The 26,341-nt window shown below is 66.6% G+C and carries 21 protein-coding genes and 1 riboswitch; of the genes, 15 read left to right on the plus strand and 6 right to left on the minus strand.

Features of this window, described 5'->3' with window-relative positions; translation table 11 throughout:
* Positions 1–3 precede the first annotated feature (3 nt).
* The 6 genes from WIT60_RS01935 to thiC form a co-directional block, all read right to left on the minus strand.
* Positions 4–1,851 carry a sensor histidine kinase gene (locus WIT60_RS01935; RefSeq protein ID WP_339582259.1) on the minus strand — a complete coding sequence of 616 codons (1,848 nt, stop codon included), beginning with the start codon at positions 1,849–1,851 and terminating at the stop codon, positions 4–6.
* 83 nt (positions 1,852–1,934) lie between these two features.
* On the minus strand, positions 1,935–3,677 hold the full coding sequence (locus WIT60_RS01940; RefSeq protein WP_339582260.1) for a bifunctional hydroxymethylpyrimidine kinase/phosphomethylpyrimidine kinase: 1,743 nt from the start codon (positions 3,675–3,677) through the stop codon (positions 1,935–1,937).
* A complete protein-coding gene (locus tag WIT60_RS01945) occupies positions 3,677–4,492 on the minus strand; it encodes a thiazole synthase (RefSeq protein ID WP_339582261.1) in 816 nt (271 codons plus the stop codon). Before WIT60_RS01945 ends, WIT60_RS01940 begins: the two co-directional genes overlap by 1 nt.
* A gap of 2 nt (positions 4,493–4,494) precedes the next feature.
* Entirely contained in the window at positions 4,495–4,716 is a 222-nt protein-coding gene (gene thiS / locus WIT60_RS01950; RefSeq protein WP_339582262.1) for a sulfur carrier protein ThiS, read from the minus strand.
* Positions 4,709–5,854 carry an FAD-dependent oxidoreductase gene (locus WIT60_RS01955; protein ID WP_339582263.1) on the minus strand — a complete coding sequence of 382 codons (1,146 nt, stop codon included), beginning with the start codon at positions 5,852–5,854 and terminating at the stop codon, positions 4,709–4,711. The genes thiS and WIT60_RS01955 overlap by 8 nt, the downstream gene beginning before the upstream one ends.
* 18 nt (positions 5,855–5,872) lie before the next feature.
* Positions 5,873–7,798, minus strand: coding sequence for a phosphomethylpyrimidine synthase ThiC (gene thiC, locus WIT60_RS01960; RefSeq protein ID WP_339582264.1), 1,926 nt, complete (start codon positions 7,796–7,798; stop codon positions 5,873–5,875).
* Positions 7,799–7,955: 157 nt separating this feature from the next.
* A riboswitch (TPP riboswitch) is annotated at positions 7,956–8,073 on the minus strand.
* Positions 8,074–8,404: 331 nt separating this feature from the next.
* On the opposite strand from thiC, the gene mraZ reads away from it, so the two are divergent.
* The 15 genes from mraZ (at position 8,405) to ftsZ (ending at position 26,233) form a co-directional block, all read left to right on the plus strand.
* Complete coding sequence (gene mraZ, locus WIT60_RS01965) at positions 8,405–8,836, plus strand: division/cell wall cluster transcriptional repressor MraZ (RefSeq protein ID WP_339582354.1); 432 nt, start codon at positions 8,405–8,407, stop codon at positions 8,834–8,836.
* A 4-nt stretch (positions 8,837–8,840) separates the two neighbouring features.
* Positions 8,841–9,899, plus strand: a complete 1,059-nt coding sequence (gene rsmH, locus WIT60_RS01970) for a 16S rRNA (cytosine(1402)-N(4))-methyltransferase RsmH (protein WP_339582265.1) — start codon at positions 8,841–8,843, stop codon at positions 9,897–9,899.
* The gene (gene ftsL / locus WIT60_RS01975; RefSeq protein ID WP_339582266.1) at positions 9,896–10,216 is read left to right on the plus strand and encodes a cell division protein FtsL; all 321 of its coding nucleotides are present in this window, start codon (positions 9,896–9,898) and stop codon (positions 10,214–10,216) included. Before rsmH ends, ftsL begins: the two co-directional genes overlap by 4 nt.
* A gap of 62 nt (positions 10,217–10,278) precedes the next feature.
* Positions 10,279–12,141 carry a peptidoglycan D,D-transpeptidase FtsI family protein gene (locus tag WIT60_RS01980; protein ID WP_339582355.1) on the plus strand — a complete coding sequence of 621 codons (1,863 nt, stop codon included), beginning with the start codon at positions 10,279–10,281 and terminating at the stop codon, positions 12,139–12,141.
* Entirely contained in the window at positions 12,141–13,661 is a 1,521-nt protein-coding gene (locus WIT60_RS01985; RefSeq protein WP_339582267.1) for a UDP-N-acetylmuramoyl-L-alanyl-D-glutamate--2,6-diaminopimelate ligase, read from the plus strand. Before WIT60_RS01980 ends, WIT60_RS01985 begins: the two co-directional genes overlap by 1 nt.
* Positions 13,658–15,076 (plus strand): UDP-N-acetylmuramoyl-tripeptide--D-alanyl-D-alanine ligase, encoded by a 1,419-nt coding sequence (locus WIT60_RS01990; protein WP_339582268.1) that lies wholly within the window; start codon positions 13,658–13,660, stop codon positions 15,074–15,076. The genes WIT60_RS01985 and WIT60_RS01990 overlap by 4 nt, the downstream gene beginning before the upstream one ends.
* Positions 15,066–16,244, plus strand: coding sequence for a phospho-N-acetylmuramoyl-pentapeptide-transferase (gene mraY, locus WIT60_RS01995; RefSeq protein ID WP_339582269.1), 1,179 nt, complete (start codon positions 15,066–15,068; stop codon positions 16,242–16,244). The genes WIT60_RS01990 and mraY overlap by 11 nt, the downstream gene beginning before the upstream one ends.
* Positions 16,245–16,253: 9 nt before the next feature.
* Positions 16,254–18,083 (plus strand): UDP-N-acetylmuramoyl-L-alanine--D-glutamate ligase, encoded by a 1,830-nt coding sequence (murD, locus tag WIT60_RS02000; protein WP_339582270.1) that lies wholly within the window; start codon positions 16,254–16,256, stop codon positions 18,081–18,083.
* Positions 18,080–19,357, plus strand: coding sequence for a putative lipid II flippase FtsW (gene ftsW, locus WIT60_RS02005; RefSeq protein ID WP_445207626.1), 1,278 nt, complete (start codon positions 18,080–18,082; stop codon positions 19,355–19,357). Before murD ends, ftsW begins: the two co-directional genes overlap by 4 nt.
* Positions 19,354–20,469: an undecaprenyldiphospho-muramoylpentapeptide beta-N-acetylglucosaminyltransferase gene (gene murG, locus WIT60_RS02010; RefSeq protein ID WP_339582271.1), complete on the plus strand. Its 1,116-nt coding sequence runs from the start codon at positions 19,354–19,356 to the stop codon at positions 20,467–20,469. The genes ftsW and murG overlap by 4 nt, the downstream gene beginning before the upstream one ends.
* Positions 20,466–21,875, plus strand: a complete 1,410-nt coding sequence (gene murC, locus WIT60_RS02015; RefSeq protein ID WP_339582272.1) for a UDP-N-acetylmuramate--L-alanine ligase — start codon at positions 20,466–20,468, stop codon at positions 21,873–21,875. The genes murG and murC overlap by 4 nt, the downstream gene beginning before the upstream one ends.
* A 2-nt stretch (positions 21,876–21,877) precedes the next feature.
* On the plus strand, positions 21,878–22,849 hold the full coding sequence (locus WIT60_RS02020) for a D-alanine--D-alanine ligase (RefSeq protein WP_339582273.1): 972 nt from the start codon (positions 21,878–21,880) through the stop codon (positions 22,847–22,849).
* A gap of 24 nt (positions 22,850–22,873) precedes the next feature.
* Complete coding sequence (locus WIT60_RS02025) at positions 22,874–23,713, plus strand: cell division protein FtsQ/DivIB (protein ID WP_339582274.1); 840 nt, start codon at positions 22,874–22,876, stop codon at positions 23,711–23,713.
* A gap of 12 nt (positions 23,714–23,725) precedes the next feature.
* Positions 23,726–24,955: a cell division protein FtsA gene (ftsA, locus tag WIT60_RS02030; RefSeq protein ID WP_339582275.1), complete on the plus strand. Its 1,230-nt coding sequence runs from the start codon at positions 23,726–23,728 to the stop codon at positions 24,953–24,955.
* Between the two features lie 57 nt (positions 24,956–25,012).
* Positions 25,013–26,233: a cell division protein FtsZ gene (gene ftsZ / locus WIT60_RS02035; RefSeq protein WP_339582276.1), complete on the plus strand. Its 1,221-nt coding sequence runs from the start codon at positions 25,013–25,015 to the stop codon at positions 26,231–26,233.
* Positions 26,234–26,341: the final 108 nt, after the last annotated feature.

Here is a 26,341-nt window from a genome sequence, read left to right on the forward strand (position 1 = left end):
GCGTCAGAGTGCAGGGGCGTCGGGGGCAGGCAGGCGAACGCTGAAGCGGGTGCCCACACCGGGCTCGCTCGACACGCTCACGCTGCCCTGCATCCGCTCCACCAGTTGTTTGACGATGTAGAGCCCCAGCCCCGTGCCTTCTGCATGAGGCACGGAGGAGGGCAGCCGCTTGAACGGCTGGAAAAGTTGGGCTGCCTCTTCCGGGCGCATGCCGATGCCGTTGTCACCGATGTCGATGACGATCGTGTCGCCTTCCTGCCGGGTGTCGATCGTGGCGTGTCCGTGCAGACGGTTGTACTTGCAGGCATTGCTCAGCAAGTTGATGACGATCTGTCTCAGTCGCTGGGCATCGACCTGGGCATACAAGGGGGTGTCGGCGACCCGGTTCAGGAGGGTGACCTGGTGCTGCTGGCGAGCCGCCTCCAGAAGGGGGAGACAGTCCCGCACCAGGCCGTTGATGTCCACGCGCTCCAGGTGCAGGTTGATCTCGCCAGCTTCGACCTTGGACAGGTCCAGCACGTCTTCGATGAGGGAGAGGAGTTGGCGGCCGGCGGTCAGGATCCAGTGAACCTGGCGGCGCTGTGTGTCGGTCAGCGGGTGTTGCCCGTCCAGGTCCAGCAGTTGCGCAAAGCCCAGGATGGCATTCAGCGGGGTGCGCAGTTCGTGGCTCAGTCTGGACAGAAACTCGCGCTGCGCTTGCGCCACCCGTTCTGCCGCATGGCGTTTCAAGGCTTCTTCGGCTTGCGTGGCCGCATCGGTCACGTCCCGCAGCACCCCGATCAGGCTGGTGCGCTCGTGCCGGTCGGCCAGGATGCGCCGGCCGCTGGCTTCCAGGGTCCGAACCTGGCCATCTGCGTGACGCACACGGTAGGTGATCCGGTAGTCGTCGCCCACCCGCAGGGCCTGCTCCACTTCCTGTCGGGTGCGCAGGGCATCCTCTTCGACGATGAGCGCCCGCACACTGTCGCGTGACAGGGTGCGCGGCTGTTCACCCAGGCCGTGCATGGCCGCGGCGGTTCCGTCCAGCTGGATGTCCCCGGTGGCCGCGTCCATCTGATAGAGGCCCAGGCCCGCGGCATGGGAGGCCAGCTCCCAGCGTCGGTGGGCTTCGGTCAGTGCGCGGGTGTAGTGGGTCTGCTCGCGCAGGCTGCGCCGGATCAGCAGCGCGCTGATGAGCGCCAGCACGGCCGCAATCAGGCCGATGCCGATCTGCAGCAGCAAGGTGGTGGTGCGTGCCGCCCGCGCCCAGGAGTGGGCCAGGTCGAGGTTGGTGGCACGCAAGGTGGCATCGATGGCGTTGATGCGCTGCAGGATGGCTGGCGTGTCGGTGGTGGTCGGATCGAGGCCGGCTTGGGCGGCGGCCCGCAGGTGCTGGGCTTCCTGCTCCAGCCTTTGCATCATGGCGTCGGTCTGACGCCATCCCATGCGCGTGGTGTTGGACATGAAGCGCTGTCCAAACCAGCGGTACAAGCGGAGCATGGCCGCCACGTCCTCGGGCTCTCGCCCGGCTGCGATCATCAGCTTCTCGACTTCGGGCAGGGCTTCCGGTCCGTGTTGCAGCAGCAGGCGCCTTGTTTGCTGCGCGCTCTCGGGGATGCGCATCGCCTCGCGGTAGAGCTGCCAGTCACTGTCGCGCCGATCGTGGGCGTAACGCAGCAGGGCGTTGATGGCCTGCAGGTGCACATTGGCTGTCTGGTTGGCGCTGCGCTCGAATGCCCGCACGGCCGCCTGAACCTGCACGGCGGCCATGGCCAGCCCGGTCACCAGCACCAACACCAGCAGGGGGATGATCATCAGCGCGACGTGTTGGCGCTGCGCTGTGGGCAGGACGGCATGCAGGGGGCAGGACATCATGTGAGGGCGGCAGGTTCCCAGGCGTTCGGTGGCGGTGTCCGCGCGTGGCCGAATTCCTGGGTGTCCAGTTTAGGCGGCCATCATCCCGGGCGCCATCCTCTAGTCTCGGTGCTTGCCCGGGTGTGTTCGGGTAAACAAGGGTGGGGCAGGCGCGTGGGGGGCAGCCGGGGCGACTGGTGGCCGTGTTGCCAGGCTCGTTGCAACGCCGGACGCCGGGTGAGCATCTCGGCGAGGTTGTGCCCCATGCCTCGCACGATGCAGACGGCGGCGGGGCGGCAGGCTGCTGTGGTGGCCACGTCCTTGGGCGTGAGCAGGCCGCCGATGGCCACCACCGGCACCGGGCTGTGTTGCACCCACCAGCTCAGGTTGTCGGGGCCTTGGGGATGCCAGGGCATGTCTTTGGTGGTGGTGGGCTGCACCGGCCCACAGGCGATCAGGCTGGCGCCACAGCCTGCGGCGCGTGCGAACTCCCAGAGGCTGTGTGAGCTCAGTCCCAGCATGATGCGGTGACGCGCGGCCAGCAGGGCTGTGTGGTCGGCGGTGTCCAGGCTCAGCAGGTCTTCCTGACCGAGGTGCACGCCCACCGTGCCAGGCTGCGGGGCGCGTTCCAAGGCGGTCAGCGTCTCACGCCAGTGGTCATTGACGAAGAGCCGAGCCTCGTGCGCCTGGCATTGCGCCAGACTCTCTTGCAGATGGGGCATCAGGCCCTGCGGGGCTTTGTGGCGCAATTGCAGGCATCGCCACCCCGCTTGCAAGGCGTCGCGCAGCGAGAGGCTGTCCGCGACGATGCCATACAGCCCATCGTTCGGGGGGCGGAAGGGCTGGAACAGCGGTGTCTGCAACTCTGCGCAGCCGTCCAGCTGCAGTCGCCAGGGCAATGCCTCCCCCAGTCCGAGCCAGGGAAGCGGCGCGCCGCCCGTCCCAGTGCCAAGGCCAAAGTCGGCATGGGCCATGACCGGTCCGGGGCCCTGGCCGGCACGGTGGGCACGCACCAAGGCATGGTGAACGAGCATCTTGGCCAGCACGATGGCATCGGCCTCGGCGTGGCCGTGCGACCAGGCCGCGGCCACCGCACTGGCGAAGGTGCAGCCCGTGCCATGGGTGTGGCGGGTGGGCACGCGGGGGGCGGTCAGCCAGCCACGGGCCTGGGGCGTCTCCATCCAGTCCAGGCAGTGTGCGGAGGCTGGCGCATCGGGGGGCGCCAGGTCATCGCCCCCGGTGATCACCACGCTGCGCGCGCCCTGTTCCCGCAAGGCGCGGGCCATGCCAGGCAAGGCGTCCTTGGGGACATCGTGAGGGGCGGGCCATCCCAGCAGCCTGCAGGCCTCGGAACGGTTGGGGGTGAGCACGGTGGCGCGGGGCAGCAGCTGGGTCCGGTACGCAGCCACGATGGCGTCATCGCTGAAGGCGGCGCCGCCTGCGCTGGCGCCCAGCACGGGGTCAACCACCAGGGCGAGGTGCTCATGCGGGTCCACGCCCGCTGGAGCCCGGGCACGTTGATGGTCGACCCAGCGTGCCACGAGCTCGATGGCCGCGACACTGCCCAGCAAGCCTGTCTTGATGGCCCGCGGCGGCAGATCGCTCGACAGGGCTTGCAGTTGGTGTTCCAGCTGGTCCGCGGGAAGGGGGAAGACGGCCTCGACCCCCTGAGAGTGCTGCGCGGTGATGGCGCTGACCACGGGACACAGGTGCACGCCCAGGGCATCGGCGGCACGTTGATCGGCGCTCAGCCCGGCCCCGCCGGCCGAATCCTGGCCTGCGATGCTCCAGATGACGGGGGGGCGGCCGGGACGGGAAATTGGTTCGGGGTGATTCAGGGGCATCATGGCAGCACAAAGGGTTGCCCACTGACTGGGGTGGAGGCGATGGCAACGTCGCTGGGACTCATCAGTCCGGCGCGGAACCCGTCGCGGCCGGCCATCACCGCGCGGCGAAAGGCCCCCGCCATGCGCACCGGGTCGAGTGCTTGAGCGACGGCCGAGTTCAGCAGCACGGCGTCCATGCCCAACTCCATCGCCGCCGCCGCATGTGAGGGCGCACCCAGGCCGGCATCCACAACCAGTGTGACGTCGGGCAATCGCGCCCGCAGGGTGCGCAGCGCCCAGGGATTGAGCAGGCCCATGCCGGAGCCGATGGGGGCGGCCCAGGGCATCAGAATGCGGCAGCCGGCATCGATCAGCCGATGCGCGCTGACCAGGTCATCGGTGCAATAGGGCAGCACCTCAAAGCCATCGCGGGTGAGCTGTGCGGCGGCCGCGACCAGTTCGAAAGGGTCTGGCTGCAAGGTGTGTTCGTCACCCACCACCTCCAGCTTGATCCAGTGGGTCCCCAACAGCTCGCGCGCCATGTGGGCCAGGGTGATGGCTTCTTGGGCGCTGCGACAGCCGGCCGTGTTGGGGAGCAGGTGCGCACCGTGCGCCCGCGCGGTGTCTCGGATGATCTGCACGAAGCCGTTATCGCGACCCTCGTGCGACCCCAGCGTGCGCTTGAGGCCCAGCGTCAGCACCTGGCTGCCGGAGGCCTCGATGGCTTGGCGCAGCACCTCGGGGGAAGGGTAGCCTGCGGTGCCCAGCAGGAAGCGGCTGTGCAGCACGGTGTCGCCAATGCGCCAGGTGTCGGGCAGGGTGAGGGATGTCATGTTCAACCTCCGGTGATGGGGGCAAAGCACAACACGGTGTCGCCCTCTGCCAAAACGTGAAGATGCCGCTCACCGCGTGGCACGAATCGGCCATTGACTGCCGTGGCAACCTGCTGAGGGTGTTGATGTGGGCTCAAAAGATGAGCCAGTGCGTCATCAAGGGTGCTGCCGCAAGGCAGTCGCAACGCACCTTGATCGGTCTGGATGGTGATGTGTTCAGCCATGGTGGGGCAACAAGGTGGACGTATCGGGGATCAACTGGAGGTGGGTGAGCGCCTCGTGCACCAGAGACGGCGCCAGCAGCCAGCCGTGGCGGTACAGGCCGTTGATCCGGGTGAGGCCCGTTTCTGTGTGGATCTCTGGCCGGTTGTCGGGCAAGGCTGGGCGCAGGTTGGTGTCCATCCGCACAATGCGTGCTTCGGCAAGACCGGGCAGCACGCTGTGGGCGGCCGCCATCAACTCGACGGCGCTGCGCAAAGACATCGCAGAGCGGTCTTCACTCTCCAGTTCGCTGGCCCCCACCAGCACGAGGTCGCCTGGACGTGGGACGATGTAGACCCGGTGTCGGGGGTGCAGCAGGCGCACCGGCCGTCGCAAGTCCACGCCGGGCGCATGCAACCAGACGAGCTCGCCGCGTACGCCTCGCACAGGGCACTCAGGGCGTGCGCCCACCCCACGGACATCGAAGACCTGATCGAAGCCCCGCAGCGTGGCTTCACCGGCCAGTCCCAGCGTGCCAGGTCGCACGGTCTCGACGGTGGCGCGCCAGTGCCACTGCACGCCCTCGGCGTCTGCCTGCAAGGTTTGCAGGGCTTGCACGGTGTCGATCTGGCCTTCACCGGGCAGCATCCAGGCATGCATCGGGCCTGTGCTGCTGTGCAGATCGGGCTCCAGGGCGCGCAGCGCCGGGGCATCCAGGGGGTGTGGCTGCTGTGGCCAGTCCTGTGCCCGCGCCAGTGCGCACAAGCGATTCAGGACGCGGTGGGCGGCCCCCAGGTCCGATCGGTGTGTCACCATCAGGCTGCCTTGCCGCGCAAAGTGGGGGGCCGGGCTGCGCCGACGGGCCCACGCAGCGCACAGCGCTTCCCAGTGCCTCAGGCTGTCCCAACCGCGGGCCGCCAGTTCGGGGTCGGCGGTTTCCAGCTCGGCCAGCGGGCTGAGCATGCCCGCGGCGGTGAAGCCGGCGGCGCCGAGGCCGTCAAACCTGGGGGCCGGCCCAGGAGCGGGGTCGAACACGCTGACAGCATGTCCCTGCCGGGACAGGGTCCAGGCCAGAAGGCGTCCCAGCAGTCCGGCGCCGGCAATGCCAATGTGTGCGGCGCCGCGGCGTGTGCGCGCCGGCATCAAGGTGTCGGAAGGCATCCTTGGCTCCCGGCCCGCTCAGGCGCGATCGTCCGCAGGCTGGATCGGGATGTAGAGCGCGCCGCCAACCTGCCGGAACACCTCGGATTTCTCCGCCATGCCCAGGGCCAGGGCTTCGCGGTCGTTGACGCCTTGCGCCGCGGCAAAGTCGCGCACCTCCTGGGTGATCTTCATCGAGCAGAACTTGGGGCCGCACATCGAACAGAAATGCGCGACCTTGGCCGCGTCCTTGGGCAGCGTCTCGTCGTGGAAGTCGCGCGCGGTTTCCGGGTCCAGCCCGAGGTTGAACTGGTCCTGCCAGCGGAATTCGAAGCGCGCTTGCGAGAGCGCATCGTCGCGGGCGCGAGCGCCCGGATGGCCCTTGGCGATGTCGGCCGCGTGCGCGGCGATCTTGTAGGCGATCAGCCCCTGTTTGACATCGTCGCGGTTGGGCAGGCCCAGGTGCTCTTTGGGGGTCACGTAGCAGAGCATGGCCGTGCCCATCCAGCCGATCATGGCCGCACCAATGGCGCTCGCGATGTGGTCGTAGCCCGGGGCAATGTCGATGGTCAAGGGGCCCAGGGTGTAGAAGGGCGCCTCATGGCAGTGCTTGAGCTGCTCGTCCATGTTGGCCTGGATCAGGTGCATCGGCACATGGCCCGGGCCTTCGATCATGGTCTGCACGTCGTGCTGCCAGGCGATCTGGGTCAACTCGCCCAGCGTCTTCAGCTCGGCGAACTGCGCTTCGTCATTGGCATCGCTCAGCGAGCCGGGGCGCAGACCATCTCCCAGTGAGAAGGTCACGTCGTAGGCCTTCATGATCTCGCAGATTTCTTCAAAGTGCGTGAACAGGAAGTTCTCGCGGTGGTGGGCGATGCACCACTTCGCCAGGATCGATCCGCCCCGCGAGACGATACCCGTGCGCCGGCTGGCTGTCAGGTGGATGAAGGGCAGGCGCAGGCCTGCGTGGATGGTGAAATAGTCCACCCCCTGCTCGGCCTGCTCGACCAGCGTGTCGCGGAAGATGGCCCAGCTGAGGTCTTCGGCCACACCTCCCACCTTTTCCAGCGCCTGGTAGATGGGTACCGTACCGATCGGCACCGGGCTGTTGCGCACGATCCAGTCGCGCGTGGTGTGGATGTGCTTGCCGGTGGACAGGTCCATCACCGTGTCGGCGCCCCAGCGGATCGACCACACCAGCTTTTCCACTTCCTCTTCGATCGACGAGGTCACCGCCGAGTTGCCGATGTTGGCATTGACCTTCACCAGGAAGTTACGGCCAATGACCATCGGCTCCAGTTCGGTGTGGTTGATGTTGGCCGGGATCACGGCGCGGCCGCGTGCCACCTCGTCGCGCACGAACTCCGGTGTGATCTCGCGCGGGATCGTCGCGCCCATCGGGTTGCCGCGCAGACGGCTTTCGCGTTCGGCGTCCACGCCGTAGTGGCCTCGCCAGTCCTCCGCCTGGTCCAGGCGACGCTGGTTCTCACGCAGGGCGACGAACTCCATCTCGGGCGTCACGATGCCGCGGCGGGCGTAGTGCATCTGCGTGACGTTGGCACCCGCCTTCGCCCTGCGTGGCGTGCGTTGCAAGCCTGCCGTGGCCGCGCGCAAGGCGGCCATGTGTGCGTCGTGACGCTCGCCGGGTTGGAGGCCATCGTCTCGTGCCTGTACGTCGCGACCCGCATAAGTCTGCGTGTCGTCGCGGGCGACCACGGCGGCCTCACGCACGCGAGGCAAGCCACGGGTCACGTCGATGTCGACAGCCGGGTCGGTGTAGGGGCCGGAGCTGTCATACAGGCTCACGCATTCCCCGTTGCTCAGGCTGACCTCACGCATTGGCACGCGCACACCGGCATGGTGCCCGGTCACGTACACCTTGCGCGACGCGGGCAGGGGCGCACGCGTCAGGCGGGTCAATTCGGCCAGCGCCTGCTGGGCTACGATCGGATCGGGGGCATTCATGGGCATCTCTCCTGGGCAGCAAGTGGGCAACACAAGCTCCGAGGGACGCCGCAAGAGGCCGTCAACAGATGGGCGAGGGTGGGCAGCAGGGGCCTTGCCAGCGGCGGAATGCAGCGCGCTGGAAGGGCTGCATCCACCTTCGGCTCCGGGACGGGCTTCTGGCAGAGACGGCTCTTCTTTCGCCGGTATGAACCGGATCAAGTTCAGCGGGTTCGGCACGGTGCCGTCTCAGCGCCCACACACATCGCGTGTGCGGCGCACCCCGGAGCAGGTCGCAGTGTACGTCCTCGCGGCCGGCGCGCACAAGCCGGCGAAACCGATCGAGCGACCGTGGCGGGGTGAGGGACAGCAGCCCCACAAAGGCTGGCCGGCAGAACCTGTTCATGGGGGGTGTTTACCCCACGCGGAAGAGGGATGCTTCTCAAGCAGCACTTCCAGACCCATCCGCAGGTTGTTGATTCATAACGACTTTTTCTCGCCAAATTTGCGCTCAAATCACCTGTAAGTCTTTGATTTCATTGGAATTTTTTCGCTTCTGGACTGTTCGGAAGCTCCGGCATCGGGTAAAGTGGGATTTAGTGCAAATTCGTGGGGTTTTGTGTGAGTCTGGTCTTTCAGGGAGCATCAGCGCTGTCGCTGGACGCCAAGGGACGCTTGGCCGTCCCGGCGCGCCATCGCGACGCCCTGCAGGCCCTGTGCAATGGCCAGCTCACCCTCACCAAGCACCCCGAAGGCTGTCTGATGGTCTTTCCGCGCCCAGCGTGGGAGGTCTTTCGTGACAAGGTCGCTGCCTTGCCCATGTCTGCCTCGGGCTGGAAGCGCATCTTTCTGGGCAATGCCCAGGATGTGGACATCGATGGCGCCTCCCGTGTGCTGGTCGCCCCCGAACTGCGCACCGCTGCCGGCCTGAGCAAGGATGTGATGCTGCTGGGCATGGGCAGCCACTTCGAGTTGTGGGACGCGCAGCGCTATGCCGCGCACGAGGCCGAAGTCATGGCGCAAGCCATGCCCGACGTGCTGCAGGACTTCTCCTTCTGACGCGATGCAACAGGTCACTACACCTTGGCAGCATCGGACCGTTCTGCTGCACGAGGCAGTCGATGGTTTGTGGGATCCCGCCATCGGTCCGCACCCCCAGGGCGTCTACGTGGACGCCACCTTCGGGCGCGGCGGTCATTCGCGTCTGATCCTGTCGAAGCTGGGGTCTGAGGCTCGCTTGATCGCGCTCGACCGCGACCCCGAGGCCATTGCCCACGCCACGCAGGGGCCCGATGCCATCACCGACCCGCGCTTCCAGATCGTGCACGCGCCGTTCTCGTCGTGGGCCGAGGTCATCGCCGACCTGGGTCTGGGTCCGGTGCAGGGTTTGCTCATGGACATCGGCGTGTCGTCCCCCCAGATCGACAACCCTGAGCGTGGGTTCAGTTTCCGTTTCGATGCGCCGCTCGACATGCGCATGGACACCACTCAGGGCGAGAGCGCGGCCGATTTCCTGGCCCGGGCCTCGGTCGACGAACTGACGGAGGTGATTCGCACCTATGGAGAAGAACGGTTTGCTTGGCCCATTGCAAAGGCGCTTGTCGCTCGTCGCGATGAAGGCCAGCCTGTGCGCACCACAGGCGAGTTGTCCGCGGTCGTGGCTCGTACGGTCAAAACCCGTGAAGTCGGTCAAGACCCCGCCACCCGTACCTTCCAGGCTCTTCGGATTCACGTCAACCGCGAGCTCGGGGAGCTCGAAGACGCGCTGGCCTCTGCCCTGAAGATGCTGGCGCCGGGCGGACGTCTGTCCGTCATCAGCTTCCACTCTCTGGAAGACCGCATCGTCAAGACCTTCATTGCCAAGCACAGCAAGGACGAGGTCGATCGCCGCGTGCCGTTTGCGGCGCCCAAGCCCCTGATGCTGCGTGCCATCGGTCGCATCAAGCCCTCCGAGGCCGAGGTCAGTGGCAACCCGCGCTCGCGCTCGGCCGTGCTGCGTGTGGCCGAACGCACCGAGGTGCCTTGGTCGCCCGAGCCTGAAGTGGGCGGTGGGCGTGCGCCTCGCGGCAAGACCGGTGGAGCCAAGGGCGCGAAGGCCGGTGGACGAGGGGGGCGTCGATGACCCAGCGTCTCAACATCGCCCTCGTCGTGGCCTTGCTGCTGAGCAGTTTCTGGCTCATTGGCAGCAGCCATGAATCGCGTCGCCTGTTCGTGGCGCTGGAGAAGGCGCGTGCCCAGGCCAGCGAGTTGCAGATCGAATTCGAGCGCCTGCAGGTTGACAAGCGCGCTCAGGCCACCCCCTTGCGTGTCGAAAAGCTCGCGCGCGACAAGCTCAAGATGTTCGACAACTCACCGGCACGCACCCACTATGTGGCGCTGTCCGAGTCGGGCAAGGTCTTGTCGTCCTCGCCTGCCAAGGTGCAGGAGGTGGCCCCATGAGCCGCCTGTCCGAGCTCTGGCGTCGCCTGTTCCACCGCCCGCGCAAGCAGGGGCCGGCGGCCATGCCCACCATGCGCTACGCCACCAGCCCGCTGCTGGCCTCGCGCACCCCCGTGTGGCGCGTGAAGTTCCTCATTGGTGGCATTGGCCTGGGCTTCGCCGTGCTGATCGGGCGCGCCGCCTGGATCCAGATCATCCACAACGACTTCTTTCAGCAGCAGGGCGCCAACCGCTACGAGCGTCGCATCGAGCTGCAGGCCAACCGCGGGCGCATCCTCGACCGCAATGGCGAGCTGCTGGCGTCCAGTGTGCCCTCGCCCTCGCTGTGGGCCATCCCCAAGGACCTCAAGGCCACGCCCGAACAGGTTCGTGAGCTGGCCCGTCTGCTGAACATGCCGCAGGCTGACCTGCAAAAGCGCCTGAAGTCCAACCCCAACTTTGTCTGGCTGCGCCGCAAGGTGGACGACGAGGTCGCGCAGTCGGTGGCCGCGCTCAAGATCAAGGGCGTGTACGAGCTGCGCGAGTGGAAGCGCCAGTACCCTGAAGGCGAGGCCGCGGCCCATGTGGTCGGCTTCACCAACATCGAAGACGAGGGCCAGGAAGGCATCGAGCTGGCCTACCAGAACCAGCTGGCCGGCCGCGATGGCTCGCGCCACGTGATCAAGGACCGCCTGGGCCGTGCGGTGGAGTCGGTGGGCGAGCTGGTGCCGGCCGAAGACGGCCAGGCGGTGCAGCTCTCGCTGGACGCGAAGATCCAGTTTTACGCCTACCAGAGCATCCGCGATGCCGTGAAATTGCACAAGGCCAAGGCTGGCAGTGTGGTCGTGCTCGACGCCGTGCGTGGCGAGGTGCTGGCGCTGGCCAACGTGCCCAGCTACACCCCGGAAGACCGCCGCAACCTGACGGGGGCGCAGTTGCGCAACCGCGCGCTGACCGACACCTTCGAGCCCGGCTCGACCATGAAACCCATCACGGTCGCGCTGGCCCTGGAGACCCGGCGTGTGCGGCCGACCACCGTGCTGGAAACGGCCTCGGGGCGCTTCACCATCGACGGTTCGACCATCTCGGACACCCACCCGAAGGGCGATCTCACGGTGGCCCAGGTCATCCAGAAGTCCAGCAATGTCGGCACGGCCAAGATGGCCTTGATGATGCAGCCGCGGGAGATGTGGGAGATGTTCTCCGCCGTGGGCTTGGGCAAGAAGCCCCAACTGGGCTTCCCCGGCGCGGTCACCGGCCGCTTGCGTCCGTACAAATCGTGGCGGCGCATCGAGCAGGTCACGATGAGCTACGGGTACGGTCTCTCCTCCAGCCTGTTCCAGATTGCGCAGGCGTACACGATCTTTGCCTCCGATGGCGAGTTGATCCCCATGACCATGATCAAACGGGATCAAGGGGAGGGGGAGCGGCCGCCGCTCACTGCCGAGGGCGATGGCCCTCGTCCCACGCTTGCCTTCAAGACCGCTTTCCGACCGGAGGCGGTCGCGTCACATCCGGCCCCTGGCCACGACGCCGATCTCGTGCCCGTGCGGGGCACCCGCGTGATCTCGCCCGAAACGGCGCGTGCGGTGCGCGAGATGTTGCAGTTGTCCACCGGCCCTGGCGGCACGGCACCGAAAGCCCAGACCCTCGGTTACAGCGTGGGCGGCAAGACGGGCACAGCGCACAAGCAGGAAGGTCGCGGCTATGCCAGCAACAAGTATCGCTCGTGGTTCGTGGGCATTGCCCCCATCAGCCAGCCGCGCATTGTCGTGGCGGTGATGGTGGACGAGCCCAGCAATGGCATGTACTACGGTGGCCTGGTGGCCGCCCCGGTGTTCAGTCAGGTCGTTCAGCAGACGCTCAAGCGTCTGAACGTCTTGCCCGACATCGAGGTGCAGTCCCAGATCATCTCGAATGAGCCCGGCGAAGTGGAGAGTTTCTGATGAGCCAACCGCTTCTTCATTTGTCTGACACGGCCGAGGCTCTGGCCTGGTTGCGCGCCCAGGGTGTGAGCACCTTGACCGTCGACAGCCGTCAGATCGCCGCAGGCGCCGACGTCGGTGTGGGCTTCATCGCCTGGCCCGGTGCGGCCCGGGATGGCCGTGCATTTGTGGCGCAGGCCCTGAGCCAGGGGGCCCGCGCCTGCCTGGTCGAGGCCGAGGGTGTGGAGGCTTTCGGGTTTGACGACACCCGCGTGGCCGCCGTTTCTGGCCTCAAGGCCCGCAGCGCCGAGATCGCCCACGGCTTCTACGGTGAGCCCAGTGCAAGCCTGCAGGTGGTGGCCGTGACCGGTACCAATGGCAAGACCTCGACATCGTGGTGGACGGCCCAGGCGCTGTCGGCCGTGGGCCTGCCGTGCGGCGTGGTCGGTACGCTGGGCGTGGGCGAGGTGGGCGCCGTGGTGCACACCGGCCTGACCACCCCGGACCCGATCACCTTGCACGCCACCTTCCGCCGCTTTGTCGATCAGGGTCTCAAGGCTGCGGCCATCGAGGCTTCGTCGATCGGCATCGAGGAGTTGCGCCTCCATGCCACCCACATCGCGGTGGCCCAGTTCACCAACTTCACGCAAGACCACCTCGACTACCACGAGAGCATGGAAGCCTACTGGCTGGCCAAGCGCGCGCTGTTCGACTGGCCTGGCCTGAGGGCGGCGGTCATCAACCAGGATGACCCGATGGGGCAGGGCCTGGCCGATCACGCACGCGGCCGCCACCTCGATGTCTGGACCTATGGCTTGCAAGGGCCGGTGCGCCTGGAGGCTCAGGATCTGAGCTATGAGGTCCAAGGTGTGCGCTTCACCGTGGTCGAGCGTTCGCCCTCCTTGCATGACATCGTGGCCCGCGCTGTGGTGCACGCCCCCGTGATTGGCAGCTTCAATGTGTCCAATCTCTTGGCCGTGCTGGGTGCCTTGCGCGCCCAGGGTGTGTCCCTGGCTGATGCCGCTCAGGCCTGCAGCGGCCTGCAGCCCGTGCCAGGCCGCATGCAACTGGTGCCCGCGCAAGCTCGGCAGCCCTTGGTGCTGGTGGACTACGCCCACACGCCCGATGCCTTGCTGAAGGCCTTGAACGCCTTGCGGCCGGTGGCCGAAGCCCGCGGTGGCAAGCTGTGGTGCGTGTTCGGCTGCGGCGGCGACCGCGACCCGATCAAGCGTCCGATGATGGGGGCTGTGGCCGAGCAGTACGCCGACCAGGTCGTGCTGACCAGCGACAACCCGCGCAGCGAATCCCCGGCCTTCATCCTGTCTCAGATCCTGGCGGGGGTGGCCGGCCGTGACCGCGTGGACGTGATCGATGACCGCCGCGAGGCGATCCGCTACGCCCTGAGCGAAGCCGCCGCCGCTGACGTGGTGCTGCTGGCCGGCAAGGGCCATGAGGCCACGCAGGAAGTGGCCGGTGTCAAAACCCCTTTCAGTGATGTGGACGAGGCCGTGGCCGCCCTGATGCAGCGAGGTGCCGCATGAGCGCACCGATGATGAACCTGGGCCTGGCCCAAAGCTTGTTGCCCGATGCCGTGCTGACAGGCGATCCGGCCACGCCGATCATCCGCGTGCACACCGATACGCGCACCCTGCAAGCCGGCGACCTGTTCGTGGCCCTGCGTGGTGAGCGCTATGACGCGCATGACTTTCTGCCCCAGGTGGCGCAGTCCGGCGCGGCCGCGGTGATGGGCCAGCGCGGTGTGGCCGAGTGCGGTCTGCCCGGCCTGACCGTGAGCGACTCGCGCGCCGCCTTGGGCTGGCTGGCCGCTGGCTGGCGTGCCCGCTTCGAGATGCCGCTGATCGGGGTCACCGGCAGCAATGGCAAGACCACGGTCACGCAGATGATCGCGGCCGTTTTGCGCACCTGGATGGCCTCGCAAGGCGATGCCGACGCGGCCCTGGCCACGGCGGGCAATTTCAACAACGACATTGGCGTGCCCTTGACCCTGCTGCGCTTGCGCGAGGGCGTGCACCGATGTGCCGTGGTCGAGTTGGGCATGAACCACCCCGGTGAAATCGCACAGCTGGCCGCCTTGGCCGCACCGACGGTGGGTCTGGTCAACAACGCCCAGCGCGAGCACCAGGAGTTCATGCACACGGTCGAAGCCGTGGCGCGTGAGAACGGTGCCGTGCTGCAGTCCCTGTCGCGTGATGGCGTGGCGGTCTTTCCAGCCGACGACGCTTACACCCCAGTGTGGCGTGAACTGGCCCAAGGCCACCGTGTCATCGACTTCGCCACCGACGGCGAGGCCGCGGTCACGCTGGGCTCGGCCGAGTGGGTGGCCGAGCCCACGCCCCATTGGCAGCTGTGCGTGCACACCCCCATGGGTGAGGCCGCGTTCAGCCTGCACATGGCTGGTCAACACAATGTGCGCAACGCCCTGGCGGCCACCGCGGCTGCGCTGGGTGCGGGCGTGCCACTGGCACTGATTGCCCAAGGCCTGCAGGCCTTCGAGCCTGTCAAGGGCCGGTCGCAGCTGCGTTCGCTCAGCCTGCACGCCCGTGCGATCACGCTGGTGGACGACAGCTACAACGCCAACCCCGACTCCGTGCGCGCCGCCATCGACATGCTGGCTGGCCTGCCGGGCCCGCACTGGCTGGTGCTGGGTGACATGGGCGAAGTGGGCTCACAAGGCCCGGCTTTCCATGCCGAGGTGGGGCAGTACGCCCGCGAGCGCGGCATCGAACACGTCTGGACGGCCGGAGAGCTGTGCGCCCACGCGGCGCAGGCCTATGGACCGTCTGCCCGTCATTTCCGCAGTGGTGCCGACATCGTCGCCGCCCTGCCCACGCCAGACCAGGCTCCCGTGGTGGGCTCGGTGCTGGTCAAAGGTTCTCGATTCATGAAGATGGAACAAGTTGTCGCCGCCCTGACTGGAGGTGCCCATGCTGCTTAATTTGGCCATGTGGCTGCAGGGCCTCAATCCCGAGTGGGGCTTCCTGCGTGTCTTCCAGTACCTGACCTTCCGCGCCACGATGGCCGCGGTCACGGCCCTGCTGATCGGGCTGGTGTTGGGGCCCTTCGTGATCCGCAAGCTCACCGAGCTCAAAGTCGGTCAGCCGATCCGTGAATACGGGATGCAGACCCACCTCGCCAAGCGAGGCACGCCCACCATGGGTGGGGCGCTGATCCTGCTGGCGATCGGCCTGTCGACGCTGCTGTGGTTCGACTGGGCCAACCGCTTCGTCTGGATCGTGATGATCGTGACGACCGGCTTTGGTGCCATCGGCTGGGTCGATGACTGGCGCAAGGTCGTGCTCAAGGACCCTGAGGGTATGCGCTCGCGCGAGAAGTACTTCTGGCAGTCGGTGATCGGCCTGTTTGCCGCCATCTACCTGGCCTTCAACGTGTCCGAGGTCAATGCACTGCGCGTGCTGGAACTGTTCGCCAACTGGGTGGCTTCGGGCTTCTCCAACGAGTTGCCCCCGAAGGCCGACCTGATCGTGCCCTTTTTCAAGACCATCAGCTACCCGCTGGGCGTGTGGGGCTTCATCGTGCTGACCTACATCGTCATCGTGGGCACCAGCAACGCCGTCAACCTGACCGATGGTCTCGACGGCCTGGCCATCATGCCGGTGGTCATGGTCTCGGGCGCGCTGGGCATCTTTGCCTACGTCACGGGCAACGCCGTGTTCGCCAAGTACCTGCAACTGCCACACATCCCTGGTGCGGGTGAGCTGCTGGTGTTCTGCGCGGCGCTGTCTGGCGCGGGGCTGGCCTTCTTGTGGTTCAACGCCTACCCGGCCCAGGTCTTCATGGGCGACGTCGGTGCGCTTGCCCTGGGCGGCGCCCTGGGCACCATCGCCGTCATCGTGCGTCAGGAAATCGTGCTGGCCTTCATGGGCGGCGTGTTCGTGGTCGAGGCCCTGTCCGTCATGGCCCAGGTCAGCTACTTCAAGTACACGAAGCGCAAGTACGGCGAAGGCCGCCGCATCCTGCTGATGGCGCCGCTGCACCACCACTTCGAAAAATCCGGCTGGAAAGAAACGCAGGTCGTGGTCCGCTTCTGGATCATCACGATGCTGCTGTGCCTGCTGGGCCTGTCCACCCTCAAGCTGCGCTAAGCGAACGCCATGCACTACCTTCGTGACCTCACCGTGCTGATCCTGGGTCTGGGTGACTCGGGCCTGGCCATGGCGCGCTGGTGCGCCCGGTGCGGCGCCCATGTGCGCGTGGCCGACACGCGTGCGACGCCCCCACAGGCGTCTACCCTGACCGCTGACGTGCCTGCTGCCACGCTGCACCATGGCCTGGATGTGGCCTTGCTGGACGGCGTGAACCTGGTGCTCAAGAGCCCGGGCCTGATGCCCAATGCGCCCGATGTGGCCGCCCTGACGGCGCGTGCCGATGCGCTGGGCATCCCGGTGCGCGGTGAACTGTCGTTGTTTGCCTCGGCGCTGGCCGACCTGAAGACCGACCTGGGCTATGCGCCCAAGGTGGTGGCCATCACCGGCACCAACGGCAAGACCACGACGACGTCCCTGACGGCACAACTCATTGAGCGTGCCGGGCTGCGCGTGGGCCTGGCTGGCAACATCGGTCCGACCTTGCTGGACACGCTGCGCGTGGCGCTGGACGCCGAACCGCCTCGTGAACCGGTCGCTGAGCAGACTGAGTTGAATTTCGACGGGGCTCAAACTGCCCTGCCCGCCGAGGTGGACGCAGCGTCGGCCGAGGCGCTGGCCGAGCCCGATCTGGGTGAAGGTGAGGCGGTGTCGGAGGTTCCGGGGGCCGCCGAATCCGGCTCGTCCGAAGTTGCCGCATCAGGCGACGAGGACGCGAGCGTGTCGGCCCCCTTGAGCGAAGAGGCCGACGCGCCCCTGGTCGAGCTGACCCCACCGCCACCGGCTGCACCGACCTTCGAGGTCCTGCCCGAAGCCTGGGTGCTGGAGTTGTCGAGCTTCCAGTTGGACGGTGTGAGCAACTTCGAGCCTGACGCTGCCGTGGTGCTCAACATCACGCAGGATCACCTCGACTGGCACGGCTCGATGGCTGCATATGCCGGCGCCAAAGCCCGCATCTACGGCAAGCAGGCCGTGATGGTGATCAACCGCGACGACACCGAAGTGGCCGCCATGGTGCCACCGCCCGAGGTCATCAAGTCGGGGGTGCGTGGCCGCCCGGCCAAGCTGGTGCACCGTCAGGTGGTGCGCTTTGGCCTGGACATGCCCCAGCATCCGGGCGACTTTGGTCTGGTGACCGAGTCCGGCATGGCCTGGCTGGTGCGAGCCCGCGAGGCCGATCCCACGGTCAAGCTCAAGAAGGGCGAGCAGCACGAGATCATCCTGCAGCGCCTGATGCCCGCTGACGCCCTGCGCATCCGTGGTCGCCACAACGCGTCCAACGCCCTGGCCGCTTTGGCGCTGGCCACGGCCATCGGTTGCCCCTTGGCGCCGATGCTGCATGGTCTGCGCGAGTACCGGGGTGAGCCGCACCGTGTGGAGCACGTCACCACCGTCGGCGGGGTCGATGCCATCGACGATTCCAAGGGCACCAATGTGGGTGCCACGGTGGCGGCCTTGCTGGGCCTGGGCGCCGACCTGGCCCCCGGCAAGCTGGTGGTCATCCTGGGTGGCGATGGCAAGGGCCAGGACTTCGGTCCGCTGGCCGAGCCAGTGGGGCGCTTTGCCCGCGCTGTGGCCTTGATCGGTCAGGATGCACCGGCCCTGCAGACCGTGCTGGCTGACGTGCGCACGCCCGCGGGCGAGCCCCTGCCGATGGTGCGTCACGACAGCCTGGAAGACGCCACCCGCTGGGCTTTCGAACAGGCGCTGACCGGTGACGCCGTGCTGCTGAGCCCGGCTTGCGCGAGCCTGGACATGTTCCGCAACTACGCCCACCGCGCCGAAGTGTTCGTCAACACCGTGCGCGAACTGGCCATTGAGCGGGGAGACATGGCATGAGCCAGTCCAACGTCCGCCGCATGCCCTGGACGGCCCTGATGGAGGCCGTGCGCGCCCGTCTCGGCCGGGGCTCGGCCGACGTCGTCGGCAGCTTGCCCGTGCGTGACTATGTGAATGTCAATGCCGGTCAGCCGACACGGATGATGGGTTTTGACCAGGCCTTGGTCTGGGTCACCTTGGCGTTGATGTTGCTGGGTTTGGTGATGGTGTACTCCGCCACGATTGCCTTGCCGGACAGCCCGCGCTTTGCGAACTACACGCCAACCTTCTTCCTGCAGCGCCATCTGATCTCGCTGGTCATGGCCATTGCCCTGGCGGCGGTCGTCACGCAGATCCCGATGTCCAGCTGGGAACGCCTGGCGCGGCCTTTGTTTGTCGTGTCCCTGGTCCTGTTGGTGTTGGTGCTGATCCCGGGCATTGGCAAGGTGGTCTATGGCGCGCGGCGCTGGTTGCCGCTGGGCATCATGAACTTTCAGCCGTCCGAGTTGGCCAAGCTGGCCATCGTGCTGTATGCGTCCGACTACATGGTGCGCAAGATGGACGTGAAGGAAAACTTCGTGCAGGCTGTCTATCCCATGGCCTTGGCTGTGGGGCTGGTGGGCGTGCTGCTGCTCGCCGAGCCTGACATGGGCGCCTTCATGGTGATCGCAACGATCGCCATGGCCATCCTCTTCCTCGGTGGAGTCAACGGCCGCATGTTCGCCTTGATCACCGCGGTGCTGCTGGGTGCCTTTGGACTGATGATTTCGCTGAGCCCGTGGCGGCGCGAGCGCATTTTTGCCTACCTCGACCCTTGGTCCGAAGAGAACGCTCTGGGCAAGGCCTACCAGCTCACCCATTCGCTGATCGCATTCGGCCGGGGCGAGATCTTTGGCGAGGGCCTGGGCTCCAGCCTGGAGAAGCTCCACTACCTGCCCGAGGCTCACACCGACTTTCTGCTCGCGGTGATCGGTGAAGAGCTCGGCTTCATCGGTGTCTCGGCCGTGATTCTGACCTTCTTCTGGCTGGTGGTGCGGCTGTTCAACATCGGTCGCCAAGCCATCGCGCTGGACCGCGTGTTCTCGGGCCTGGTCTCGCAGGGCGTGGCGGTGTGGATGGGTGGCCAGGGCTTCATCAACATGGGCGTGAACCTGGGCGTGTTGCCCACCAAGGGGCTGACGCTGCCGCTGATGAGCTTCGGCGGTTCGGGCCTGCTGCTCAACGCCATTGCGCTGGCCATTTGCTTGAGGGTAGACATGGAGAATCGCCAACTCATGCGAGGAGGGCGCGCATGAGCACGACCGCTCGTCACCTCGTCATCATGGCGGCCGGCACCGGCGGCCACATCATGCCCGGCCTGGCCGTGGCCGATGAGATGAAGCGCCGCGGCTGGACCGTGAGCTGGCTGGGCACCGAAGGCGGCATGGAAAACCGGCTGGTGCCGCCCACAGGCATCCCGCTGGACACCATCTCCTTCAATGGCCTGCGCGGCAAGGGCGCCAAGGGCGCGCTGCTGGGCGGCTTCAAGCTGCTCAAGGGCTTCGCCGAGTGCGCCCGCATCCTCAAAGCCCGTCAGGCCTCGGCGGTGCTGGGCATGGGCGGCTATGTGTGCTTCCCCGGTGGCCTGATGGCCAAGGCCCGTGGCTTGCCGCTGGTGATGGTCAACGCGGATGCGGCCCTGCTGCTGAGCAACCAGGCGCTCCTGCCTCTGACGAACGTGCTGGCCTGTGGCTTCGACGGCCCGGCCGCGCAGCACAAGGTGGCCCGTGTCACCGGCAATCCCGTGCGTGCCGAGATCGAGGCCATCGCGCCGCCGGCCGAGCGCTTTGCCGGCCGCACCGGTCCGCTGCGTGTGCTGGTTGTCGGTGGCAGCCTCGGAGCCCGTGCGCTCAACGAGGTCGTGCCCCAGGCCCTGGCCCTGATCCCGGCCGAGCAGCGTCCCCGCATCACCCACCAGACCGGCATGGCCAATCTGGAAGCGGTGAAGGCCAGCTACGTGCAAGCCGGCCTCAACCCGGCCACCGATGCCGAGGTGCTGCCCTTCATCAACAACATGGCACAGCGTCTGGCCGACTGTGACGTCATCGTCTGTCGGGCCGGTGCCATCACGGTGAGCGAGCTGTGTGCCGCAGGCGTGCCCAGCGTGCTGATCCCGCTGGTGGTCTCGACCACCGCGCACCAGCGTGACAACGCCGAGTACATGGCAGGGCATGGCGCGGCCGTGCACCTGCCGCAGGCCGACATGTCGGCGGCGTCCCTGGCGCAGCGCTTGCAGGGTCTGCAGCGCTCTGAATTGCTGGCCATGGCCGACAAGGCGCGTGGTCTGGCCCGTCTCCAATCGGCTGCTGCAGTGGCCGATGCCATCGAAGAAAACGTGAAACCCTCTATTGCAAAGGCGGCCCCATGAAGCATGCCGTCAAGAACATCCATTTCGTGGGCATTGGTGGCGCCGGCATGAGCGGCATCGCCGAGATCCTGCACAACCTCGGCTATGTGGTCTCGGGCTCCGACCAGGCCGACAGCGCCACCTCGCGTCGCCTGGCCTCGCTGGGCATCCGCGTCCATGTGGGCCATGACGCCGCGCACATCGAAGGCGCCGAGGCGGTGGTCACCTCCACGGCGGTGAAGGGCGACAACCCCGAGGTGATCGCCGCACGCGCCAAGCGCATCCCCGTGGTGCCGCGCGCCGTGATGCTGGCCGAGCTGATGCGCTTGCGCAAAGGCATCGCGATCGCTGGCACGCACGGCAAGACCACGACCACCTCGCTGGTCACCGACATCCTGACCGAAGCCGGTGTGGACCCGACCTTCGTGATCGGAGGCAAGCTGCACAGCGCCGGCGCCAACTCGGCGCTGGGCAAGGGTGAGTTCATCGTGGTCGAGGCCGACGAGTCGGACGCCTCCTTCTTGAACCTGATGCCGGTGCTGTCGGTGGTGACGAACATCGACGCCGACCACATGGAGACCTACGGCCACGATTTCGCGCGGCTCAAGCAGGCCTTCGTGGACTTCCTGCACCGCATGCCCTTCTACGGTTCCGCCATCCTGTGTGGCGACGACCCCGGCGTGCGCTCCATCATCCCGATGGTCTCGCGCCCGGTCATCACCTACGGCTTCAGCGAAGACGCCCAGGTGCGCGCGGTCGATGTCGAGGCCCTGCCTGGCGGCCAGATGCGCTTCACCGTGCAGCGTCGCAATGGCACCGTCATGCCCGACATGCAGGTCACCCTGAACCTGCCGGGCGTGCACAACGTGCTCAACGCGCTGGCCGCCATTGCCGTGGCCACCGAAATTGAAGTCGCCGACGAGCCCATCATCCGCGCGCTGGGCGCCTTCACCGGTGTGGGTCGTCGCTTCCAGCGTTATGGCGAGCACCGCGCGGCCGATGGCGGTCGCTTCACCCTGATCGACGACTACGGCCATCACCCGGTCGAGATGGCGGCGGTCATCAGTGCGGCACGCGGTGCCTTTCCCGGCCAGCGCCTCGTGCTGGCCTTCCAGCCGCACCGCTACACCCGCACGCGCGACTGCTTTGAAGACTTCGTCAAGGTCCTGGGCACCGCCGACGCCGTGCTGCTGACCGAGGTGTACGCCGCTGGTGAAACCCCCATCGTCGCGGCCGATGCCCGTGCCCTGACCCGAGCCGTGCGCGTGGCCGGCAAGGTCGAGCCCGTCTTCGTCGACGACGTGAACGAATTGCCCGCTGCGATTGCCGCCAACACCCGAGACGGGGATGTGGTGATCTGCATGGGCGCCGGCTCCATCGGCGCCGTGGCCGGCAAGACCGCTGAATTGTTGAAGGAATCCCACTGATCATGAGCACCATTCACCTCACAGCCCCGACGGTGAACCCTGCGGACCTGGGCAAGGTCGCCGTGCTGTTCGGCGGCACCTCGGCCGAACGCGACGTGTCGCTGATGTCGGGTGCCGGTGTGCTGCAAGCTCTGCAATCGCAAGGCGTGAACGCCTTTGCCTTTGACCCTGCCGAGCGCCCGTTGCAAGAGCTGAAGGCCGAAGGCGTGGACCGCTGCTTCATCGCTCTGCATGGCCGCGGTGGCGAAGACGGTACCGTGCAAGGCGCGCTCGAACTCTTGAAGATTCCCTACACCGGCTCCGGCGTGATGGCCTCGTCCATCGCCATGGACAAGGTGATGACCAAGCGCATCTGGCGTTTCGAGGGCTTGCCTACGCCGGAGTGGCGCATGGTGGCCAATGCCCACGAGTGCGAGCAGGCCCTGATCGCCCTGGGTGCTCCCATGATCGTCAAGCCGGCCCGTGAAGGCTCGTCGATTGGTCTGACCAAGGTCACCGACGCATCGCAATGCGCCGCCGCCTACGCCGCAGCGGCCCAGCACGACCCCGAGGTGCTGTGCGAGCAGTTCATCGAAGGCGAGGAAACCACCTGCCCGGTGCTGATCGTCGACGGTCAGGCGCAGGCGCTGCCCGTGATCCGCATCGTCGCGCCCGGTGGCAACTACGACTACCAGAACAAGTACTTCACCGATGACGTGAAGTACCTGTGCCCCAGCCAGCTTGACGCCGACGAAGAGGCGGAGATCCAGCGCGAAGTGGTGCGTGCCTTCAAGACCCTGGGTTGCCGGGGCTGGGCCCGTGCCGACGTGATGATCCGCAAGTCCGACCGTCAGCCCTTCCTGCTGGAGATCAACACTTCGCCGGGCATGACCGGCCACTCCCTGGTGCCCATGTCGGCCAAGGTGGTGGGTCTGAGCTACGAACAACTGTGCTTGCACCTGCTGGCATCGGCCAGCCTGGACACCACCCGCTGACCTTTGGACTGAACGAACCCCACCATGCTGGCCGCCGCTGCCCTCAACCGCTACAGCTCGCCCGACGAGACGCCGCAAGACGTCCGTTGGATGAACGCGGCCGCCGCAGCGCTGGTGGTCGTGGCGGTGCTGATGGTGCTGGCGGCTGGTCTGCTCAAGCTGGGGCGTCTGCCTTACTTCGACCTGCAGCGTGTGCAGATCGAAGGCGACCTCACGCGCAACAACCTGGCCACCGTGCGCGCCAACACCGTGCCGCGCCTGTACGGCAGCTTCTTCCAGGCTGACCTGGTGCGCAGCCGCGCCATCTTCGAGTCGGTGCCCTGGGTGCGCAAAGCCGTGGTGCGTCGCGTGTGGCCCAACGAACTGCGTGTCACCTTGGAGGAGCACCGGCCCGCGGCCTACTGGCGTCAGGCCCACAGCGAGGACCAGTTGGTGAACACCTTCGGTGAGGTGTTCGACGCCAACCTGGGGGACGTCGAGGACGAGCGTCTGCCGACGCTCGAGGCCCCTGCCAACACCGACGCAGGCCAGGCCGCCCACATGTTGCAGATGCTGCACCGCTTGCAGACCGTGTTCAAGCCCTTGGGCGATGTCGTCACCCTCAAGCTCAGCGACCGGGGCTCCTGGTCGCTGCAACTCGATGACGAGGCCCAGGTTGTGCTGGGGCGTGGCAGCGATGACGACATCGTCGCGCGTGCCGAACGCTTTGTCGCCACCTTGCCTGAATTGCGCCGTTATTACCCGGCGCCTCTGTCTCAAGCCGATCTGCGCTATCCCCAAGGCTATGCCGTCAAGCTCCGTGGCCTGACGACCCTGCCCGATGGCGTGGCCCCTCCCAAGAAACCTCTGTCTTCAACCCGTTAACGCAAACACACCATGGCCAAGGAATACAAGGATCTGGTTGTCGGACTCGACATCGGCACTGCCAAGGTGATGGCGGTCGTGGCCGAAGTCATGCCCGGTGGTGACCTGCGCCTGGCTGGCCTGGGCATGGCGCCCAGCCACGGCCTCAAGCGCGGCGTGGTCGTCAACATCGACGCCACCGTGCAGTCCATCCAGCAGGCGCTCAAAGAGGCCGAGCTGATGGCCGACTGCAAGATCGGTCGTGTCTGGACCGGCATCACCGGCAGCCACATCCGCGGTCAGAACAGCACCGGCATGGTCATCGTGCGTGACAAGGAAGTCGCGCCCATCGACGTGCAGCGCGTGGTCGAGACCGCCAAGGCCATCAACATCCCCAATGACCAGCGCCTGCTGCTGGTCGAACCGCAAGAGTTCATCATCGACGGACACGAGGTCAAAGAGCCCATCGGCATGAGCGGTGGCCGCCTGGAGGTCAAGGTCCACATCGTGACCGGTGCGCAAAGCGCCGCGGAGAACATCGTCAAGTGCGTGCGTCGCTGTGGTCTGGAAGCCGAGCAACTGGTGCTCAACCCCAGCGCATCGAGCTCGGCCGTGCTGACCGAAGACGAGAAATCGCTGGGCGTGGCCATGGTCGACATCGGCGCTGGCACCACCGACGTGTCCATCTTCACCGATGGCTCGGTGCGCCACACCGCCGTCATCCCCATCGCCGGTGACCTGATCACCAGCGACATCGCGATGGCGCTGCGCACGCCGACCAAGGACGCCGAAGACATCAAGGTCGACTACGGCGTAGCCAAGCAGCTGCTGGCCGACCCGAACGAACACGTTGAGGTTCCTGGCCTGGGTGACCGCGCCCCGCGCATGCTCTCGCGTCAGGCCCTGGCCGGCGTGATCGAGCCGCGCGTCGAAGAGATTTTCTCGCTGGTTCACCAGGTGATCCGCGATTCTGGTTACGAGGAACTGTTGTCGTCGGGCATTGTCCTGACGGGCGGCTCAGCGGTCATGCCCGGCATGGTCGAACTGGCCGAAGACATCTTCCTCAAGCCTGTGCGCAAGGGGACGCCCTTGTACGCAGGCCCCCTCCACGACATGGTGGCCAGTCCCCGCTCGGCCACCGTCATGGGCTTGCTCGAAGAGGCAAGACTCGCGCGCACGCGCGGGATGAAGGCGGCGCAGCAGGTCGGGTCGGTTCAGACCCTGTTCGGCCGCGTGCGCGACTGGTTCGTAGGCAGTTTCTAAAAAATAGTTTTTCTCACGATTTCAACCGGCAACCGTTAGACAAGAGAGAGGTACGACATGGCCATCGAGATGATCGACAACTTTGACATGGGCACACAGATCAAGGTGATCGGCGTGGGCGGCGGCGGCGGTAACGCTGTCGAGCACATGATCAGCGAGAGCGTGCAGGGCGTGCAGTTCATCTGCGCCAACACCGACTCGCAGGCACTCAACCGCTCCAGCGCCGAAGTGCTGCTGCAACTGGGCAATTCGGGCCTGGGCGCTGGCGCCAAGCCTGAAGCCGGCAAGGCCGCGGCCGAAGAGGCCGTGGACCAGATCCGCAACGCGCTGGACGGCGCCCACATGGTCTTCATCACTGCCGGCATGGGCGGCGGCACCGGCACCGGCGCCGCACCCGTGATCGCCCGTGTGGCCAAGGAAATGGGCATCCTGACCGTCGGCGTGGTAACCAAGCCTTTCGACTTCGAAGGCAACCGCCGTCTGAAGCAGGCCGATGCCGGTCTGGCCGAACTCGAGGCCAATGTCGACTCGCTGATCGTCGTCCTCAACGAGAAGCTGCTGGAAGTCATGGGTGACGACGTCACCCAGGAAGAAGCCTTCGGCAAGGCCAACGACGTGCTCAAGAACGCCGTGGGCGGCATCTCCGACATCATCCACATCCCTGGCTTGGTGAACGTCGACTTCGAAGACGTCAAGACCGTGATGAGCGAGCCGGGCAAGGCCATGATGGGCACCGCCACCGCGGGTGGTCCGGACCGCGCCACCAAGGCGGCTGAAGCCGCTGTGGCCTGCCCGCTGCTGGAAGGCATCGACCTGTCGGGCGCCCGTGGCGTGCTGGTGCTGATCGCCGCCTCGAAGGCCACTTTCAAGCTGAGCGAGTCGCGCAACGCGATGAACACCATTCGTCGCTACGCCGCTGAAGACGCGCACGTGATTTACGGCACGGCCTACGACGAAAGCCTGGGCGACCAGCTGCGCGTGACCGTGATCGCCACGGGCCTGAGCTCGGCCAAGCGGGCCGCCGCACCGATGACCGTCGTGCACAGCACCCTGCGCACCGGCACCGACAACATCCCCGTGTTGACCGACCCGGTCGCCCCGCACCCGAGCGGTCTGGGCATGGGTCGTGCCAGCGTGGGTGGCGATTTCAGCAACCTGAACACCCCGAGCGTGTGGCGCAGTGGCCGCACCCAGGCGGCTGCCAAGGTGGACGCGCTGGCCAGCAACGGCATGGACGAGATCGAGATCCCCGCCTTCCTGCGTCGTCAGGCCGACTGATCTCGCGCTCTCTCTCGTTGTTGCCATTTTCCCCCTGCGCCTTGCCGGTCGCAGGGGGTTTTTGGCCGTTGTTGTTTGAACCTTGTTCCGAATTCGATCTGGGACTGA

This window comes from Aquabacterium sp. G14 (assembly GCF_037482285.1).
In the GTDB taxonomy this organism is placed as follows: Bacteria; Pseudomonadota; Gammaproteobacteria; order Burkholderiales; family Burkholderiaceae_C; genus Aquabacterium.

What these genes read in the sequence shown, in the direction of transcription:
- WIT60_RS01935 (WP_339582259.1), bottom strand. Translation starts at nt 1,851, where the DNA reads ATGTCCTGCCCCCTGCATGCCGTCCTGCCCACAGCGCAGCGCCAACAC.
- WIT60_RS01940 (WP_339582260.1), bottom strand. Translation starts at nt 3,677, where the DNA reads ATGCCCCTGAATCACCCCGAACCAATTTCCCGTCCCGGCCGCCCCCCC.
- WIT60_RS01945 (WP_339582261.1), bottom strand. Translation starts at nt 4,492, where the DNA reads ATGACATCCCTCACCCTGCCCGACACCTGGCGCATTGGCGACACCGTG.
- thiS (WP_339582262.1), bottom strand. Translation starts at nt 4,716, where the DNA reads ATGGCTGAACACATCACCATCCAGACCGATCAAGGTGCGTTGCGACTG.
- WIT60_RS01955 (WP_339582263.1), bottom strand. Translation starts at nt 5,854, where the DNA reads ATGCCTTCCGACACCTTGATGCCGGCGCGCACACGCCGCGGCGCCGCA.
- thiC (WP_339582264.1), bottom strand. Translation starts at nt 7,798, where the DNA reads ATGAATGCCCCCGATCCGATCGTAGCCCAGCAGGCGCTGGCCGAATTG.
- rsmH (WP_339582265.1), top strand. Translation starts at nt 8,841, where the DNA reads ATGCAACAGGTCACTACACCTTGGCAGCATCGGACCGTTCTGCTGCAC.
- ftsL (WP_339582266.1), top strand. Translation starts at nt 9,896, where the DNA reads ATGACCCAGCGTCTCAACATCGCCCTCGTCGTGGCCTTGCTGCTGAGC.
- WIT60_RS01980 (WP_339582355.1), top strand. Translation starts at nt 10,279, where the DNA reads ATGCCCACCATGCGCTACGCCACCAGCCCGCTGCTGGCCTCGCGCACC.
- WIT60_RS01985 (WP_339582267.1), top strand. Translation starts at nt 12,141, where the DNA reads ATGAGCCAACCGCTTCTTCATTTGTCTGACACGGCCGAGGCTCTGGCC.
- WIT60_RS01990 (WP_339582268.1), top strand. Translation starts at nt 13,658, where the DNA reads ATGAGCGCACCGATGATGAACCTGGGCCTGGCCCAAAGCTTGTTGCCC.
- mraY (WP_339582269.1), top strand. Translation starts at nt 15,066, where the DNA reads ATGCTGCTTAATTTGGCCATGTGGCTGCAGGGCCTCAATCCCGAGTGG.
- murD (WP_339582270.1), top strand. Translation starts at nt 16,254, where the DNA reads ATGCACTACCTTCGTGACCTCACCGTGCTGATCCTGGGTCTGGGTGAC.
- ftsW (WP_445207626.1), top strand. Translation starts at nt 18,080, where the DNA reads ATGAGCCAGTCCAACGTCCGCCGCATGCCCTGGACGGCCCTGATGGAG.
- murG (WP_339582271.1), top strand. Translation starts at nt 19,354, where the DNA reads ATGAGCACGACCGCTCGTCACCTCGTCATCATGGCGGCCGGCACCGGC.
- murC (WP_339582272.1), top strand. Translation starts at nt 20,466, where the DNA reads ATGAAGCATGCCGTCAAGAACATCCATTTCGTGGGCATTGGTGGCGCC.
- WIT60_RS02020 (WP_339582273.1), top strand. Translation starts at nt 21,878, where the DNA reads ATGAGCACCATTCACCTCACAGCCCCGACGGTGAACCCTGCGGACCTG.
- WIT60_RS02025 (WP_339582274.1), top strand. Translation starts at nt 22,874, where the DNA reads ATGCTGGCCGCCGCTGCCCTCAACCGCTACAGCTCGCCCGACGAGACG.
- ftsA (WP_339582275.1), top strand. Translation starts at nt 23,726, where the DNA reads ATGGCCAAGGAATACAAGGATCTGGTTGTCGGACTCGACATCGGCACT.
- ftsZ (WP_339582276.1), top strand. Translation starts at nt 25,013, where the DNA reads ATGGCCATCGAGATGATCGACAACTTTGACATGGGCACACAGATCAAG.